Below are 15,936 nucleotides of genomic sequence, written 5' to 3'. Positions count from 1 at the left end.
GGCCCAAACGCGCTTCTAAAAGGGGACGATGGGCTCATGCCGTCGCTGAAGGACCTAAAGAACCGGATCGGCTCGGTCAAATCGACCCAGAAGATCACCAAGGCCATGCAGATGGTGGCCGCCGCGAAGCTCCGCCGTGCGCAGGACGCGGCAACGGCCGCCCGCCCCTATGCCGAGCGGATGGAGCAGGTGCTGGCAGGTCTCTCCTCGGTCTATGAAGGCCGGGAGGGGGCGCCGACGCTCCTTGCCGGTACCGGCAAGGACGACGTGCACCTTCTGGTGGTCGCGACCGGCGAGCGCGGGCTTGCCGGCGGGTTCAACTCCTCGATCGTGCGCCTGGCGCGCGAGCATGCCAATCGGCTGATCGCCCAGGGCAAGACGGTCAAGATCATGACGGTCGGGCGCAAGGGCAACGACGTCTTGAAGCGTACCTTCGGCGACAGGATCATCGACTATATCACCCTGCGCGAAGTGCGGCAGATCGGGTTCTCCAACGCCCACGACATCGCCACCAAGATCCTCGAAAGGTTCGAGGCGGGCGAGTTCGACGTGGCGACGCTCTTTTTTTCGCGGTTCGCTTCGGTCATCAGCCAGGTGCCGACGGCGCTGCAGTTGATTCCGGCCAGGATCGAGGCCGGCGAGGGCGAGAAGACGCCGGTCGAAACCCTCGACTACGAATACGAGCCGAGCGAAGAGGCCATTCTGGCAGACCTCCTGCCGCGCAACATCGCGGTGCAGGTGTTCCGCGCCCTGCTCGAGAACAATGCTTCGTTCTACGGGGCGCAGATGACGGCCATGGACAACGCGACGCGCAATGCGGGCGAGCTTATCGGAAAGCTGCAGCTTTCCTATAACCGCCAGCGCCAGGCGCAGATCACCAAAGAACTTATCGAAATCATCTCGGGCGCCGAGGCGCTCTAGCTAGCCAAGCGAGGATTTGACCATGGCAGACAAGAAAGCCGGGCGTATCGCGCAGGTCATGGGCGCCGTCGTCGACGTGACGTTCGATGAACACCTGCCGGCGATCCTGAACGCGCTCGAAACCGACAACCAGGGCAACCGCCTGGTTCTCGAAGTCGCCCAGCACCTGGGTGACAACACCGTGCGCACTATCGCCATGGACTCGACCGAAGGTCTCGCCCGCGGCGGCGAGGTGTTCGACACCGGCGAGGCCATCACGGTACCCGTCGGCGATGCCACGCTCGGGCGTATCATGAACGTCATCGGCGAGCCGATCGACGAAGCCGGCCCGATCGGCGCCGAGTCCACGCGCGGCATCCACCAGCAGGCCCCCGAATTCACCGAGCAGAGCCCGGAATCGGAAGTCCTGGTTACCGGCATCAAGGTCGTCGACCTCATCGCTCCCTATGCGCGCGGCGGCAAGATCGGCCTCTTCGGCGGCGCCGGGGTGGGCAAGACCGTGCTCATCCAGGAGCTCATCAACAACATCGCCAAGGCCCATGGCGGCTATTCAGTGTTCGCCGGCGTCGGCGAGCGCACCCGCGAGGGCAACGACCTCTATCACGAGATGATCGAATCAGGCGTGAACAAGGACCCGCACAAGGAAGGCACCGCTGCCGGCTCCAAGTGCGCCCTCGTTTACGGCCAGATGAACGAGCCGCCGGGTGCGCGCGCGCGTGTGGCGCTCTCCGGCCTTACCGTTGCCGAATACTTCCGCGACCAGGGCCAGGACGTGCTGTTCTTCATCGACAACATCTTCCGCTTCACCCAGGCCGGTGCGGAAATGTCGGCTCTTCTGGGGCGCATTCCCTCGGCGGTGGGCTACCAGCCGACGCTGGGCACCGACATGGGCGCCCTGCAGGAGCGCATCACCACCACGACCAAGGGTTCGATCACCTCGGTGCAGGCCGTCTATGTGCCGGCCGACGACATCACCGACCCGGCGCCGGCTTCGACCTTCGCCCACCTCGACGCTACGACCGTGCTCGACCGCGCGATCTCGGAAAAAGGCATCTATCCGGCGGTGGACCCGTTGGGCTCGACCTCGCGCATCCTCGACCCGCAGGTGGTGGGCCAGGAGCACTACGAGGTGGCGCGCGCCGTGCAGCAGATCCTTCAGCGCTATAAGTCGCTGCAGGACATCATCGCGATCCTGGGCATGGATGAGCTTTCCGAAGAGGACAAGCTGACCGTGGCCCGCGCCCGCAAGATCGAGCGCTTCATGAGCCAGCCGTTCGACGTGGCCGAGGTCTTCACCGGCACTCCGGGTATTTTCGTGCAGCTCGAGGACACCATCAAGGGGTTCAAGGGCTTGGTCGGCGGCGAGTACGACCACCTGCCGGAGGCGGCCTTCTACATGGTCGGCACCATCGAGGACGCGGTCAAGAAGGCCCAGCGTCTGGCAGCGCAGGCGGCGTGAGAAGAATCGAAAAGCGAATAGGGAGTAGCGAATAGGGATAGAGAGAACAGCGCCTGCGGACGTCCATTCGCTATTCGCTATTCGCTATTCGCTAAGCAACATGGCCGAAGGCATCAAGATCGAGATCGTGTCGCCCGAGCACCTGGTGCTCTCCGAAGTCGTCCGGGCGGTCACTGTGCCGGGCACCGAGGGTTATTTCACCGTCATGAGCGACCACGCCCCGTTCATGTCGACGATGCGGCCGGGATTCGTCACCGTCTCGCGCGAAGACGGCAAGGCGGACATCTTCTTCGTGCGCGGCGGCTTTGCTGATGTCTCGCCCGAGGGCCTGACCATCCTTGCCGAGGAGGCCTCTTCGCTGGCAGATTTCAGCCAGGCCGAGCTCGAGGAGCAGATCAAGGCGGCCCAGGAGGAACTGGAGCGGGCCGAGACCCACGAGGATCGCACCTATGCCCAGGAGCTGGTCAGCGCGCTCCTTAACCTCGCCATCGAAGCCGGGCAGATCAACGGCGCCCACGTTCACTGATACGCGACGGCGAATGCCATAGCTTTTGACGCCGCTCCATCTCTCGGGGCGGCGTTTGGTTTTCCGGCTGCCGTAAATCAGATCATGTAGCTGCTGCTACCGCCCCGTTAGCGCCGCCTCGACCAGTGCTTTGGCATGCAGTTCGGTGGTGTCGTAGACCGGAAGCGGGCTTACGGGGTCGTCGATCAGCATGTTGATCTCCGTGCAGCCGAGGATTACCGCCTGGGCGCCGCGCGCTGCCAGGAGCTCTATCGCCGTGACATAGCGCTGGCGGGAGCCCTCGGTGACGATCCCTCGGCACAGCTCTTCGTAGATGATGCCGTTGAGATTGGTGACATCCACTTCCGGCACCAGGACTTCGAGCCCGCGGCCTGCGAGCCGCTCGCGGTAGAACGGCTTTTCGAGGGTAAAGCGCGTTCCGAGCAGGGCGACGCGTGTGAAGCCGTCGGCGAGGAGCGCGTCGGCGGTCGGCTCGGCGATGTGAATGAACTCGGCGTCGATTGCGTCGGTCAACCGGTCGGCAACGATATGCATGGTGTTGGTGGCAAGGCCGATGACCTCGGCCCCGGCGGCAATGAGGCCACGAGCGCTGGCCGCCAGCCGCTCGCCGGCGGCCTGCCAGTCATCGGCGCGCTGCATCGCCTCAATCGGGGCGAAGTCGAGCGAGTGGAGAATGACGTCGGCCGAGTGCAGTCCGCCAAGGCGCTGGGCCACCTCCTCGTTGAGGATGCGGTAGTAGTGGGCGCTCGATTCCCAGCTCATGCCGCCGATGAGGCCGATGGTCCGCATCGGCGTCTGATTATCAGACATGGGTGAAGCGGCTCGGGATATCGGCGAAGGCGGCAACGACCGCCTCATAGGCGGTGCGCTTGAATGGAACGATGATGTCCGGGGTCTTGGGGAGCAGTTCCCAGCGCCAGGCATCGAACTCGGCAGTGTACTTGCCGCCACCGGGCGCATCGACGTCGATCTCGCTGTCCGGGCCGGTGAAGGCGAAGGCGAACCAGCGCTGTCGCTGGCCGCGATACTTGCCCCTGAGGGCAATGCCCAAAAGCTCGTCGGGCAGATCGTAGTGGATCCATTCGGGCGCTTCGGCAATGAGGCTGACCGAGGCGATGCTGGTTTCCTCGTAGAGCTCGCGCAGCGCTGCGTTATAGGGCGTCTCACCGGCATCGATCCCACCCTGCGGCATCTGCCAGGGCGAGCCCATTTCCGAGGAATCCTCGGGGTCGTCATCGGGCTTGCGCCGACCGATGAACACCTTGCCGTCGCTGTTGAACACCGCCACCCCGATGCAGTCGCGATAGGGAAGCTCAAGTCTGAGGGCCGCAGCGTCACGCATGGTGTTGAAATCCTACTTCATCAACGCGCTGGCCGGCACCAGCGTTATGTTTTTGGCCTCGAGCGTCTGCGCCCACTCGGAAACCGTGCGAATCGAGACGGGCAGGGCGCTGATGACGCCGATGGCGCCGCCGGACTGCCTGGCGCGAGCCTCAAGATCTGCGAGCGCCGAGAGGATCGCGGCACTGTCGGGATTGGCGTCGAGCGTCATGTCGGCACGCGAAAACGGCACCTTGTTGGCGGCGGCGAGCTGAGCAGAAAGAGAACGGTTGGACGAACCGTCGTCGAGATAGCCGAGCCCGCGCAGGCCGAGCTCTTCCATGACCGGAGCAAAATCGACGCCCGAGGCGGTGAAGCGGGCGCCCATGTTGTTGACGACCCCGGCATAGCCACCGAAGCGCGACAGCAGCCAGAAGAGCTTGTCGAGGTTGGCGCGCGGCTCGGCGCCCGTCAGCAGCGTCTGGGGACCCGGATCGTTGTCGGGGTAGTCGAACGGCTCGAGCGGGATTTCGAGGAAGATTTCATGCCCGGCGCGGCGGGCGGTGGCGGCGACATCTTCGAGCGCGCGGCCATAGGGCGCAAAGGCGAGGCTCACCGCGTCCGGCAGCCGATCTATGGCTTCGACCGACCCGGCCTCGTTGATGCCGAGACCGACGACGACTACGGCAACTGCCGGCCGGCCGGCAGCGAGCGGTGCATCCAGCGGGCGCTTGTAAGCGGCAAACGGCGTGTTGCCGGCGGCGGAGCTGCGTGGGAGGGGCCCGTGCTCGCTCTCTTCGACGAGGTCGGGATCGATGCCGAAGGGATTGTCGATGCCGGGTTCGATCACGCTGCCCGAAGCAGGTGTCGTCGCCGTTGCCGCCGCGCCCGGAGCGACCGGATATTGCTGGGGGTCGGGCGTAATGGTTGCCCGGCCCGGGGCGGCGGCGACTTGGCCGGCAACGCTGTTGCCATCGTGGGGGGTGCCAATCGGCGCTTCGGCTACCGGGCGCCCGCCACCAGGATCGTCGAAGACAATAAGCCAGCCGCCAGTGACGGCGAGGATCACAACGATGAGCGCGGCGCCGAGGCGAGCCAAAGGTAGCCCGCCGGAGGCGCGCCGGACCTGCGCCTCGCGGCGGCGGCGCGTGCGGCTCTGCAAGGGGGCGCTGAGGTCGTCGGCCATGGACCTTCGGCTGGTTGAAGAGGGTGACCGAAGGGACGAATCATCCGCCCCTTCGGCCCGCTTTCAATAGCATATCCCTCGGCTCGGCGGATCAGCTCTCGGGCGTCGGCGGGAAGGCGGGGTTGACCTCCTCACCGTTGAGCAGCCGGATGGCGTACTGAAGCTGGGTGTCCTCGGCCTTTTCGATCGGCACGTAAACCGACGAGCCCACCGTCGGCTCCTCTTCGACCTCGCCAGCAATGTGTCCGGCAAGGCCGGCTTCGCCAATGATCTCGTCGCGGCCCTGGAACTCTTCGGGGACCACCTGGGTCACGATGATGTCGGGCTGGATGCCGGCGGCCTGGATGGAACGGTTGTTGGGCGTGTAGTAGCGCGCCGTGGTCAGCCGCATGGCACCGTTGGGGCCAAGCGAGATGATCGACTGCACCGATCCCTTGCCGAACGAGCGGGTGCCGACGAGCGTTGCGCGCTTGTGGTCCTGCAGGGCGCCGGCGACGATCTCGGCGGCGGAGGCCGAACCGCCGTTGATCAGGACGACGATCGGCACCTCGGCGATCTTTTCATCGAGCGCATCGGGCTTGGCATCGTAACGGGCGCTTTCCTCAGGCGTGCGGCCCCGGGTGAGGACGACCGAACCCTGCTTGAGGAACGCGTCGGCAACGAACACCGACTGGTCGACAAGCCCGCCAGGATTATTGCGCAGGTCGAGGACCAGGCCTTTGGGCGCAATGCCGTCGCGCTCCTCGTAGATATCCCCGATGGCATTCTGAATGCCGACGAACGCCTGTTCGGAGAAGCGCGCGAGGCGCAGAACCGCCACATCGCCTTCCATCGACCAGCGCACGGCGCGCAGCGCGATGATATCGCGGGTCATCTCGAACTCGAGCGGCTGGTCAACGCCTTCGCGCACCACGGTGATGATGATGTCCGTGCCGACGGGACCGCGCATCTTGTCGACCGCCTCGTCCAGCGACAGGCCCTGAATGGATTGACCGTCAATCTCGACGATCAGGTCATTGGCCAGGACGCCGGCGCGGGCGGCAGGAGTCTCGTCCATGGGGGTGACCACCTTGACGATGCCCTCCTCCATGGTGACCTCGATGCCGAGCCCGCCAAAGGTGCCGGAGGTATCCTCGCGCACCTCGTCATATGCGGCCGGCGGCAGATAGCCCGAATGTGGGTCGAGCGACGTCAGCATGCCCTGGATGGCGGCGCGGATGAGCTCTTTCTCGTCGGGCGCATCGACATACTCGGCGCGGATGCGGTCGAAGATCTCGCCGAAGAGGTTGAGATCGGAGTAGATTTCCAGCGGATCACGCGCGACGGCCTCGGCGGCATCGACCGCAGCCTCTTCCTGCGTCTGCTCCTGTTCTTGGGCTATCGGGGCGGGGGAGAGCGCCGGCAGCAGCAGCGCCAGGGTCAGGGCGGCCGAGCGTAGGATCGTTGAGCGCATCAAATGTTCATCCACTTTCAGGTCGTTTGGGCTTCGTTCGCCCACCAGCCGGTGGGATCGATCGGCTCGTTGTCGCGTCGCAGCTCAATATAGAGGGTCGGCTGGGAGTTGCCAGCGCTGGTGGTAACCGTGCGGCCAATTGTACGTGATCCCATGGTGCCGACGGGTTCCCCCATCAGTACGAACTGCCCGATATCGACGGTGACCGTTTCCAGACCGGCGAGAAGAGCCGTGTAATTCTGGCCTGTATTGAGAATGACGATTTGGCCGTAATTGAGGTATGGGCCCTTATAGAGCACCCAGCCGTCAGCGGGCGCCACCACCTGCGCCTCGGCGCGGGTGGTGATCGAAACGCCTTGGGCGATGCCTCCGAAGCCATCATTGGCGCCATAGTCGACGACGGTCACCCCGTTGGCCGGGCGTGCAAGCCAGCCCCGGGCCTGGGCGAACGGCACTGCCGGCTCGGTGCGTGCGGCGTTGGCGAGGGCGACGCGAATGGCCTCCTCGCTCATGGCCGGAACGTCCTCTGCGGGGGTGCCGGCGGCATTGGCGCGTGCGCTGAGGCTCTCGATCAAATCCTTGAGCGAGGTTGCCCGCTCGGCGAGGGCGAGCGCCTCGCGCTCTTCCTCAGCCAGTTGCTCGTTCCTGATCTCGACGCCCCGCTTGCGGGCGAGGATGAGGGTGGCGATGCGCAGCTGCTCCTCCTCGAGCACCGCGAAGTTGGCCCGCAGCAATTGTTCCTCCTCCTGCGCCTTGGCCTTGATCTCGGTGAGGCGGGTGAGGTCGGCGGTAATGGCCATGGCCTTGTCCTGCAGCTGCGGCAGGAGGGCCGAGATCAGCAGGGCACCGCGGGCCGAGCCCAGGGCATCGGAAGGATCGACGATGAGAGCGGGCGGCGGGCTGCGCGAGATACGGGCAAGGGCGGCGAGCACGTTGGCGATCTCGGTGTCGGCGCCATCGAGGCGTCCGCGCACCTCGAGTTCGGAGACGATGAGCTCGTCGAGCCGCACCTCGATATCGTCGATCTCGATCTCGGCGAGCTTGACCCGCTGGGCGGCAGCAATGAGCGCTGCGTTCTGGCGGGTGCGGTCGCCCTCCATATCGGCGATTTCCTGACGCAGCTCGTCGGCCCGCTCACGCGACAGGGTGATCGAGCGCTCGATCTCTTCAAGGGTGGCCTGAGCTTCTTCGGCAGTCGCAGGTTCAGGGTCCGGGTCGGCGGTCGGATCGGCCGTACCGGCGGAAGTTTCCTGGGCAGGGGCTCCGTTGCCTGTGGCCTGCGCGCCTTGCTCGACCGGAGGCGACATTTGACCGCTGGTTTGGTCCTGCGGCTCGGTCTGAGCGATCACCGGCCAGCCGAAAGCCAGCGCCAGGACGAGGCCCACCGCCCAACACCGCCATCGCAAATCGAGCCCAACCGCCACCGCCGCCGCCTCAGCTCCTCGTCTTGCCGCGAATCATTGCCGGGGACATTAGCAATCGCGCTCACAATCGGAAGTTAACATTGCTTAACCATGGCATCAGTCTCCCCGGTGGTAGGGATGGCCGGAAAGGATGGTGGTGGTGCGGTAGAGCTGCTCGGCCAGCATGATGCGCACGAGCTGGTGGGGCCAGGTGAGCGGGGAAAAGCTGAGGACGAGGTCGGCACCGACCACATAGGTGGGATCCAGCCCGTCGGCGCCGCCGATGATGAAGGTGATGACCGGGCGTCCATCGTCGCGCCAATGCGCAATACGGTTGGCAAAGGCCGCCGATCCCATGGACTTGCCGCGTTCGTCGAGCGCGACGCGTATGCCCTCGCGGGTATGCTCGGCCAGCACCCGGCCCTCGTCGGCCTTACGTGCATCGGGCGTGGCGGCGCGCGACTCGGCGAACTCGGCGACATCGAATCCGGTCAGTGCCAGGGGCTTACCGGTCGCTGCCGCCCGCTCCAGATAGCGCGCAACAAGCTCACGTTCCGGCCCCGCCTTCATGCGGCCGATGGCGGCGATCGCAATGCGCATCGAGGGACCGGCTAGTTCGGGTTATCCGAGAACTCGGCCTGCCACATCTTCTCGATGTTGTAGAATTCACGCACTTCCGGGCGGAAGATGTGGACGATGACGTCGCCGCCATCCACCAGCACCCAGTCGCAATGGGGCAATCCCTCTACGCGCGCGTTGCCGTAGCCTCCGTCCTTGAGTGCTTTCATCAACTGATCGGCGACGGCGCCAACATGCCGGTGCGAACGACCGGACGTCACCACCATGTGGTCCGACAGCGACGACTTGCCGGTGATGTCGATGGCGACCGTGTTCTCCGCCTTGGCATCGTCAAGGCTGTCGAGCACCACGTCGATCATCGCGCGTTGGGGAGTTGCGGCCGGATTGGCCTTGAGCGCCTCTGCCGAGGCCTTGTGGGGCTGGGTCGCCATCAGCAATAGCTTCCCGCCCACGCATTACTAGCATGGGTCATGCGTTCTAAGAGCATCCTCTCGAGTAAAGTGAATGGACCTGAGCTTTCGTTCCAAGAACAAGCGGTCATTCCCGTTTGGTGATCACTATCACACCACGTCAATATGCGCCTTGGAGCTTAGCGGTGCAAGATGGCGGTATTATTTCGTCCCGTTTGCCTTGGCGTGGGCGCGTATCGCCGTCGAGGAAAGGGGCGAGACCAGCCCGTGGAGATAGACCCAGGCGGGCGGCACGCGGTCGGCGAGCGTGGGCGCGTCCGTCTCGTCGACCCGGTAGCGCGCCAGTGTTGTGGCGGCCTTCGACGACGGGGCAAGGCGCGAGGACCCGGGGCGGACATAAATGGCCATCGGCAAAAGCCTCGCGATGTCGCGCCAGCGCTCCCAGCGATGGAAGCCGACCATGTTGTCGGCACCCATGATCCAGACGAACTTGCGGTCGGCGAGGCTCTGTTTCAGGTATCTTATGATCTCATAGGAATAGCCAAAACCCTTTGCCGCCTCGAAGCCGGTGACGCGGATCGAAGGTCCTCCCATCAACGCACGGGCGCCTTCGACCCGTTCGGCGAGCGGAGCGAGGTCGGTTTTGTCCTTCAGAGGATTGCCGGGGGTGACGAGCACCCAGACGGCGTCGAGGGCGAGTCGGCGCAGCGCCTGCTCGGCGACGAGCTTGTGGCCTTCATGGACCGGATTGAAGCTGCCGCCGAAAAGGCCGATGCGCATGCCGCGCGCCGAGGGCGGCAGTTCGGTGATGCCGGGGATGTGCCGGGGACTGATGCGTTGCGTCAAAGGCGGTTACTCGCGCCGGTCAGAGCGCGAGGCGATTTGATGGACTCAAATCGCGCGCCTTGGTTTTTTGTTGTCGCCGGTTCTTCCGCGAAAACCCGGTTCCCACTCTTGCGTATCCCTCTCTCGTCATGGCCGCGTCTGACCGTTGCCGCGCACGCGGTATTTGAAGCTCGTCAGTTGCTCGACGCCAACGGGTCCGCGCGCATGCATCTTGCCGGTAGCAATGCCGATCTCGCCGCCGAAGCCGAACTCGCCGCCGTCGGCGAACTGGGTCGAGGCGTTGTGCATGAGGATGGCCGAATCGATTCCGGCAAAGAACTCTTCGACCGCAACCGGATCCTCGGCGATGATCGCCTCGGTGTGGTGGGAGGAATAGCGCTCGATGTGGGCGATGGTCTCGGCGACGCTGTCGACGACCTTGACCGAAATTATGGCGTCCTCGTATTCGGTGCGCCAATCCTCCTCGGTGGCGGGCCTGGCGGAGGGCAGGCGCGCCAGCACGTCTTCGTCGCCACGGATCTCGCAGCCCCTTGCCATCAAGGCTTCGAGAATGGGCAGAAGGTGGGTGCCGAGGACGTCGTGGTGGACGAGCAAGGTCTCGGCCGCTCCGCAGATGCCGGTGCGGCGCATCTTGGCGTTGAGGGTGACGGTCACTGCTTTGTCGAGGTCGGCGGATTTGTCGATGTAGACGTGGACGATGCCTTCGAGGTGGGCAAAGACCGGCACACGCGCCTCAGCCTCGACGCGGGCAACAAGCGCCTTGCCGCCGCGCGGCACGATGACGTCGATATTGCCGCTCAGGCCCTTCAGCATCTCGCCGACCGCCTCGCGGTCGGTGACCGGCACGATCTGCACGGCATCGCGCGGCAGGCCCGCCTGTTCCAGCCCCTGCCAGAGGCACTCGACGAGCGCGCGTGAGGAATGGAAGCTGTCCGAGCCACCGCGCAGGATCACGGCGTTGCCCGATTTGAGGCAAAGGGCGCCGGCGTCCGCCGTGACATTGGGTCGGCTTTCAAAGATGACGCCGATGACGCCGAGGGGCGTGCGCACGCGCTCGATATGGAGACCGTTGGGCCGGTCCCATTCGGCAATGACCGAACCGACGGGGTCGGGCAGCTCGGCAATGGTGCGCAGCGCCTCGACAATGCCCTCGAGCCGGGGACGCGTCAGCAACAGGCGGTCGAGAAAGGCCTTGGAGATGCCTTTCTTCTCGGCCGCTTCCATGTCGAGCACGTTGGCAGCAAGGATATCGTCGGCGCGGCGGCGAACGGCCTCCGCCGCCCCGATGAGGGCAGCATGCTTGCTCTCGGCACTTGCCGTTGCGAGCAAGCGGGCGGCCGCGCGGGCCCTGGTGCCCATATCAGTCATCAGCTCGGCGAGGGTCTGGTTCTTCTCGAGCGCGCTCATTCGACTTCCTCCGTCTCACCGGCCAATAGCACCAGATTGTCCCGGTGCACCAGTTCGGCGCGGGTATCGAAGCCCAGCATCTGCTGCACGACCGGGCCCTTCTTGCCCTTGACGAGGCGGGCGTCGTCGCTGTCGAGGCCGACGAGCCCACGGGCGATCTCGCGGCCGTTGGGATCGAGAATGGTGACGGCATCGCCTCGCTCGAACTCGCCCGAAACCTTGGTGACGCCGACCGGCAGCAGCGACTTGCCGGTCAGCAGCGCCTTGACGGCACCGGCATCGAGGGTGAGGCTGCCGGCGACGGCAAGCGAGCCCATGATCCAGCGCTTGCGAGCCTGGCCGCGGCTCTGGGCCGGCTGGAAGAGCGTATGGCGGGCGCCTTGTGCAAGGGCCCCGATAGGATGGTCCTCGGTGCCCCTGGCGATGATCATGGCGGTGCCGGCCTTTGTGGCGATCTTGCCGGCCTCGATCTTGGTGGTCATACCGCCGCGAGAGAAGTGACTGGCCGCGCCGCCGGCCATGGCTTCGATGGCGGGCGTGATGGCGGCGATCTCGGCGATATGGCGCGCCTGCGGGTCCTTGGCCGGCGGGGCCGTATAGAGCCCGTCTATATCCGAGAGCAGCACCAGCAGGTCCGCCTCGATCATGGTGGCAACCCGGGCCGAAATGCGGTCGTTGTCGCCATAGCGGATTTCTGCGGTGGCAACCGAATCGTTCTCGTTGATGATGGGCACAGCCCCCATGGCGAGAAGGGTGGAGATGGTGGTGCGCGCGTTGAGGTAGTAGCGGCGTTCCTCGGTGATGTTGGGCGTGATGAGGATTTGGCCGGTCACGATGCCATGTTGCGAGAAGGCGTGACTCCAGGCCTCGGACAGCGCGATCTGGCCGACGCTGGCGGCCGCCTGGCTCTGCTCGAGCGAGAGCGAAACCGCATCGAGCCTGAGGATGTGCCGGCCGAGGGCGATGGCTCCCGACGATACGATGACGAGCTCGCGGCCTTCGTTTTTGAGGACGGCGAGATCTTCGGCCAGTGCGTCGAGCCAGGCCGATCGCGGGCGGCCCGTCGCACCGTCGACGAGAAGGGCCGAGCCGATCTTGATGGTGATGCGCCTATAGGGCGCAATAGGACCAGCGGTCACGGGGCCCAGGCCCCCTGGGCCTTGCGTCTCGCGGCTTCAGCCTTGTCGGCGCGAGCCTGTTCCAAGGTGCGCACAACGGCGTAGAGCACCCCGTCCACACCCTTGCCGGTTGCTCCGGAAACCTCGTGGACCTCCAGCTTGCTGGCCTTGCGCAGCGCCCGGACCTTGTCCTTCAACTCCTCGGGGGCGATGGCGTCGACCTTGTTGAGCACCACGATCTCGGCCTTCTCGACGAGGTCCTCTTTATAAAGCCCGAGTTCGGAACGGATGGTGCGGTAGGCGCCGGCCACATCCTCCTGCGTGCCGTCGATGAGGTGGATCAGCACCTCGCACCGCTCGATATGGCCAAGGAAGCGGTCGCCGATCCCGGCGCCTTCGCTCGCCCCTTCGATGAGGCCGGGAATATCGGCGAGCACGAAATCGCTGCCGCCGATGCTGACGACGCCGAGATTGGGATGAAGCGTGGTGAAGGGGTAATCGGCGATCTTGGGCTTGGCGGCCGAGACGGCGGCGAGGAACGTCGACTTGCCGGCATTGGGCAAGCCGACGAGCCCGGCATCGGCGATGAGCTTCAAACGCAGCCAGATCCACTTCTCGACCGCTTCCTGACCGGGGTTGGCATGGCGTGGCGCCTGGTTTGAGCTGGTCTTGAAATGGGCGTTGCCGAAGCCGCCATTGCCGCCTTTCAACAGCACGACGCGCTGGCCGACCTCGGTCATGTCGGCGATCAGGGTCTCCTGGTCGTCCTCGAGGATCTGCGTGCCGACGGGAACCTTGAGAACAGAGTCCTTGCCATCGGCGCCGGTGCGGTTCTTGCCCATGCCATGGCCGCCCTTGGCCGCCTTGAAATGCTGCTGGTAACGGTAATCGATGAGGGTATTGAGCCCATCGACGCACTCGACCACGACGTCGCCGCCGCGCCCGCCATTGCCCCCGTCCGGCCCGCCGAACTCGATGAACTTTTCGCGCCGGAAAGAGACGCATCCGGCCCCGCCGTCGCCGGCACGGATATAGATCTTGGCCTGATCGAGGAATTTCATCTTTTGCCAGCCTTCCAGGCGCCGCGCGTCAGTTGCGTGTCGATATGCTCCACCTCGACGCCGCGCGCAAGGCAGAGGAGGCTCGAGCGGCCGGTCACGGTAAAGCCGAGCTTCTCCTGGACCTTCATCGAAGCCGTGTTGAAGTGGAAGACGCCCGAGAGAACCGTCTGCGTATCGGTGGCTTCGAACAACCAGTCAAGGGCAGCGCCGGCTGCCTCGGTCATGATGCCACGGCCCCAGAAGGGACGGGCGAGCCAGTAGCCAAGGATGGTGCCATTGACGCCCTGGTGGAAGCCAACGACGCCAACGCACCCTTCTCCCGGCAGATCGATGGCGAAATTGGTCTCGGCCGGCGGCAAGCCGGGCCGCCGGGTCTTGAGCCACGCCTCGGCATCGATCCTCCGGTAGGGGAAGGGTACGCGCGCCAGATTGCCCGAAACGGCGAAGTCGTTGAGATAGGTGGCGATATTGCCCGCGTCGTCCATGACCGGCGGGCGCAGGAGGAAGTGGGCAGTTTCAAGCGTCGGGCTCATTGCATCCATCCGCGCTCGATGAACGCCGATCGCGTCAACCGGGTTTCGACATGCTCTATGTTGTGCTGGCACGCCTGCGAGAAGCGGTAGGATCGGCCGTGCTCGACGAAGCCGAGCTTTTTCTGCACGGCAAGAGAAGCGACGTTGTCGACATGGGCGCTCGAGTGCATCTCCTCAGTCTGCGTCTCGGTGAAATGCCAGGAGATGAGCCGCGCCGCTGCCTCGGTCACCAGGCCTTTGCCCCAATGGGGCCTTGCGATCCAATAGCCCAGCTCGCTCAAAAGCGAGATGCAGCCGACGAGGCCGGACCCCTCGAGCTCGATGATGAAGCAGTTGCGCTCGGGCGTATTCTGCGGCGCTCCGGCGAGCCAGTCGCGCGCCATCTTGCGCGAATAGGGGTGCGGCACGGCCGTCAAGAACCGCGCGACCTCGTAGTCGCCGACGCCCTCGGCGATGGCGTCGGTGTCTTCCAGCCGGGGTGCGCGCAGGACCAGCCGCTTTGTCTTGAGGGACAGGGTCATCGCTCGAAGTCCAGTTCGAGGTAGACGATGAGCCTCCCCTGGTTGCGGCCGCAGTCGCCGACGACTTCCTCTACACGCACAAAGCCCTGCTTTTCGAGAACCCGCAGGGAAGCGCGATTGTGGGCAAGGGCGCGGGCTTCGACAACCGGAGCAAGCCCGGTCGCCCGGGTTGTGTCGAGCAAGGCCGAGACCGCCTCGCTGCCATAGCCGCGACCCCAGAAGGGTTCGCCCAGCCAATAGCCGAGCTCGGGGCGATCGCTCGGGAACATCAGGCTGACAATGCCGACGAAGGCGCCGGTTTCGTTGCGGATGGCGTAGGGACGCTCGCCGGCGCCGGTGGCGATGTTTTCGACGAAGTCGACACCGTCTGCATGGCCATAGGGGTAGGGCATGCGCGCCGTCCAGCGCGTCACGTTCTCATTGTTGGCGAGCGGCACCAGTTCGGCCAGGTCCTCAAGCCGCGGCGCGGCAAGGGTCAGGCGGTCGGTCCGGATCGTTGCCGGCAGGGCGTCGCGCAGTCCGGTCATTGCTCCCTCCAACAAGTCTCAACTCTTCTCTCTCAACAACGATGGCTTCCCCGTCACGGAGCGTACGGTGGGGCAGGCCCAGCCGCGTCAATCGCTCGGCGGTGACCTTGGCGCTCGCGGCTTCCGGATGATCGGATTCGAAATGCGGCACTATGGAGAAATCGACGAGATTGAGACCTTCCCAGACGATTTCGGGATCGTAGCCGGCCGGGACGCCATAAGGATCGTCCATGAGTTCGATGCCACGCAAGGTCGGCGTTGCCGTGACCGCGCCGGCACTGAAACCGCCATAGACGAGGGCGTCTGCGGTGAGCGCCTCGCGGATGGCGGCATCGAAACCGCTCTTCTTCATGGCCCGCCGCAGGACGAAGCAGTTACCGCCCATCACCCAGACGAGGTCGCATGTCTCGAGGGCGCGGGTAATTGCGGCCGACCCCCCGTCGGTATCCTGCAGGTCCCAGAGTTCGGCAGCAATCCCGAGGTCGGCAAATGCCGCCACCGGATCGTAGACGGTTCTGCGGTGGGCTTCACGCCGCTCGGGCGGAATGGTGTCGAGGGCGTTGGTGACGACGAGCGCACGTCGGCCGCTGCCTATGAGCCCGAGGAGTTCATCGACTGCGTTGCCGAGCCGATAGGATGAAAGATAAAGCCGCATCTGGCTTCTCC

General features: G+C 65.1%; 18 protein-coding genes. 3 read left to right on the top strand and 15 right to left on the bottom strand.

Features of this window, described 5'->3' with window-relative positions; genetic code table 11:
- Positions 1-36 precede the first annotated feature (36 nt).
- The 3 genes from QQK18_RS07950 to QQK18_RS07940 all read left to right on the top strand — a co-directional run bounded on the left by QQK18_RS07950 (position 37) and on the right by QQK18_RS07940 (position 2,906).
- On the top strand, positions 37-921 hold the full coding sequence (locus QQK18_RS07950; protein ID WP_284339770.1) for a F0F1 ATP synthase subunit gamma: 885 nt from the start codon (positions 37-39) through the stop codon (positions 919-921).
- 22 nt (positions 922-943) lie between these two features.
- Positions 944-2,380 (top strand): F0F1 ATP synthase subunit beta, encoded by a 1,437-nt coding sequence (gene atpD / locus QQK18_RS07945; RefSeq protein WP_284339769.1) that lies wholly within the window; start codon positions 944-946, stop codon positions 2,378-2,380.
- Positions 2,381-2,480: 100 nt separating this feature from the next.
- Positions 2,481-2,906 carry a F0F1 ATP synthase subunit epsilon gene (locus tag QQK18_RS07940; RefSeq protein ID WP_284339768.1) on the top strand — a complete coding sequence of 142 codons (426 nt, stop codon included), beginning with the start codon at positions 2,481-2,483 and terminating at the stop codon, positions 2,904-2,906.
- Positions 2,907-3,002: 96 nt separating this feature from the next.
- Here the strand turns inward: QQK18_RS07940 and QQK18_RS07935 are convergent, their stop codons facing one another.
- The 15 genes from QQK18_RS07935 to QQK18_RS07865 form a co-directional block, all read right to left on the bottom strand.
- The gene (locus QQK18_RS07935) at positions 3,003-3,716 is read right to left on the bottom strand and encodes an aspartate/glutamate racemase family protein (RefSeq protein WP_284339767.1); all 714 of its coding nucleotides are present in this window, start codon (positions 3,714-3,716) and stop codon (positions 3,003-3,005) included.
- A complete protein-coding gene (locus QQK18_RS07930; protein WP_284339766.1) occupies positions 3,709-4,248 on the bottom strand; it encodes an RNA pyrophosphohydrolase in 540 nt (179 codons plus the stop codon). Before QQK18_RS07930 ends, QQK18_RS07935 begins: the two co-directional genes overlap by 8 nt.
- A gap of 12 nt (positions 4,249-4,260) precedes the next feature.
- Positions 4,261-5,412: a divergent polysaccharide deacetylase family protein gene (locus tag QQK18_RS07925; protein ID WP_284339765.1), complete on the bottom strand. Its 1,152-nt coding sequence runs from the start codon at positions 5,410-5,412 to the stop codon at positions 4,261-4,263.
- 91 nt (positions 5,413-5,503) lie between these two features.
- On the bottom strand, positions 5,504-6,865 hold the full coding sequence (locus QQK18_RS07920) for a S41 family peptidase (RefSeq protein WP_284339764.1): 1,362 nt from the start codon (positions 6,863-6,865) through the stop codon (positions 5,504-5,506).
- 17 nt (positions 6,866-6,882) lie between these two features.
- The gene (locus tag QQK18_RS07915; protein WP_284339763.1) at positions 6,883-8,250 is read right to left on the bottom strand and encodes a murein hydrolase activator EnvC family protein; all 1,368 of its coding nucleotides are present in this window, start codon (positions 8,248-8,250) and stop codon (positions 6,883-6,885) included.
- A 135-nt stretch (positions 8,251-8,385) separates the two neighbouring features.
- Positions 8,386-8,868, bottom strand: coding sequence for a 23S rRNA (pseudouridine(1915)-N(3))-methyltransferase RlmH (rlmH, locus tag QQK18_RS07910; RefSeq protein ID WP_284339762.1), 483 nt, complete (start codon positions 8,866-8,868; stop codon positions 8,386-8,388).
- A gap of 11 nt (positions 8,869-8,879) precedes the next feature.
- A complete protein-coding gene (gene rsfS, locus QQK18_RS07905) occupies positions 8,880-9,206 on the bottom strand; it encodes a ribosome silencing factor (protein ID WP_284340000.1) in 327 nt (108 codons plus the stop codon).
- Between the two features lie 252 nt (positions 9,207-9,458).
- Positions 9,459-10,103 (bottom strand): nicotinate-nucleotide adenylyltransferase, encoded by a 645-nt coding sequence (locus QQK18_RS07900; protein ID WP_284339761.1) that lies wholly within the window; start codon positions 10,101-10,103, stop codon positions 9,459-9,461.
- A 126-nt stretch (positions 10,104-10,229) separates the two neighbouring features.
- Positions 10,230-11,510 carry a glutamate-5-semialdehyde dehydrogenase gene (locus tag QQK18_RS07895; RefSeq protein WP_284339759.1) on the bottom strand — a complete coding sequence of 427 codons (1,281 nt, stop codon included), beginning with the start codon at positions 11,508-11,510 and terminating at the stop codon, positions 10,230-10,232.
- The gene (gene proB, locus QQK18_RS07890) at positions 11,507-12,649 is read right to left on the bottom strand and encodes a glutamate 5-kinase (RefSeq protein WP_284339758.1); all 1,143 of its coding nucleotides are present in this window, start codon (positions 12,647-12,649) and stop codon (positions 11,507-11,509) included. The genes QQK18_RS07895 and proB overlap by 4 nt, the downstream gene beginning before the upstream one ends.
- Entirely contained in the window at positions 12,646-13,689 is a 1,044-nt protein-coding gene (obgE, locus tag QQK18_RS07885; protein WP_284339757.1) for a GTPase ObgE, read from the bottom strand. Before obgE ends, proB begins: the two co-directional genes overlap by 4 nt.
- A complete protein-coding gene (locus QQK18_RS07880; protein ID WP_284339755.1) occupies positions 13,686-14,222 on the bottom strand; it encodes a GNAT family N-acetyltransferase in 537 nt (178 codons plus the stop codon). Before QQK18_RS07880 ends, obgE begins: the two co-directional genes overlap by 4 nt.
- Positions 14,219-14,743, bottom strand: coding sequence for a GNAT family N-acetyltransferase (locus QQK18_RS07875; RefSeq protein WP_284339754.1), 525 nt, complete (start codon positions 14,741-14,743; stop codon positions 14,219-14,221). Before QQK18_RS07875 ends, QQK18_RS07880 begins: the two co-directional genes overlap by 4 nt.
- Complete coding sequence (locus QQK18_RS07870; RefSeq protein ID WP_284339753.1) at positions 14,740-15,270, bottom strand: GNAT family N-acetyltransferase; 531 nt, start codon at positions 15,268-15,270, stop codon at positions 14,740-14,742. The genes QQK18_RS07875 and QQK18_RS07870 overlap by 4 nt, the downstream gene beginning before the upstream one ends.
- Positions 15,197-15,925 (bottom strand): Type 1 glutamine amidotransferase-like domain-containing protein, encoded by a 729-nt coding sequence (locus QQK18_RS07865; RefSeq protein WP_284339752.1) that lies wholly within the window; start codon positions 15,923-15,925, stop codon positions 15,197-15,199. Before QQK18_RS07865 ends, QQK18_RS07870 begins: the two co-directional genes overlap by 74 nt.
- Positions 15,926-15,936 lie beyond the last annotated feature (11 nt).

This window comes from Devosia nitrariae (assembly GCF_030160115.1).
Classification (GTDB): domain Bacteria; phylum Pseudomonadota; class Alphaproteobacteria; order Rhizobiales; family Devosiaceae; genus Devosia; species Devosia nitrariae.
The sequence above is the reverse complement of the archived record's forward strand: the minus strand, read 5'-3'. Positions and strand labels throughout refer to the sequence as shown.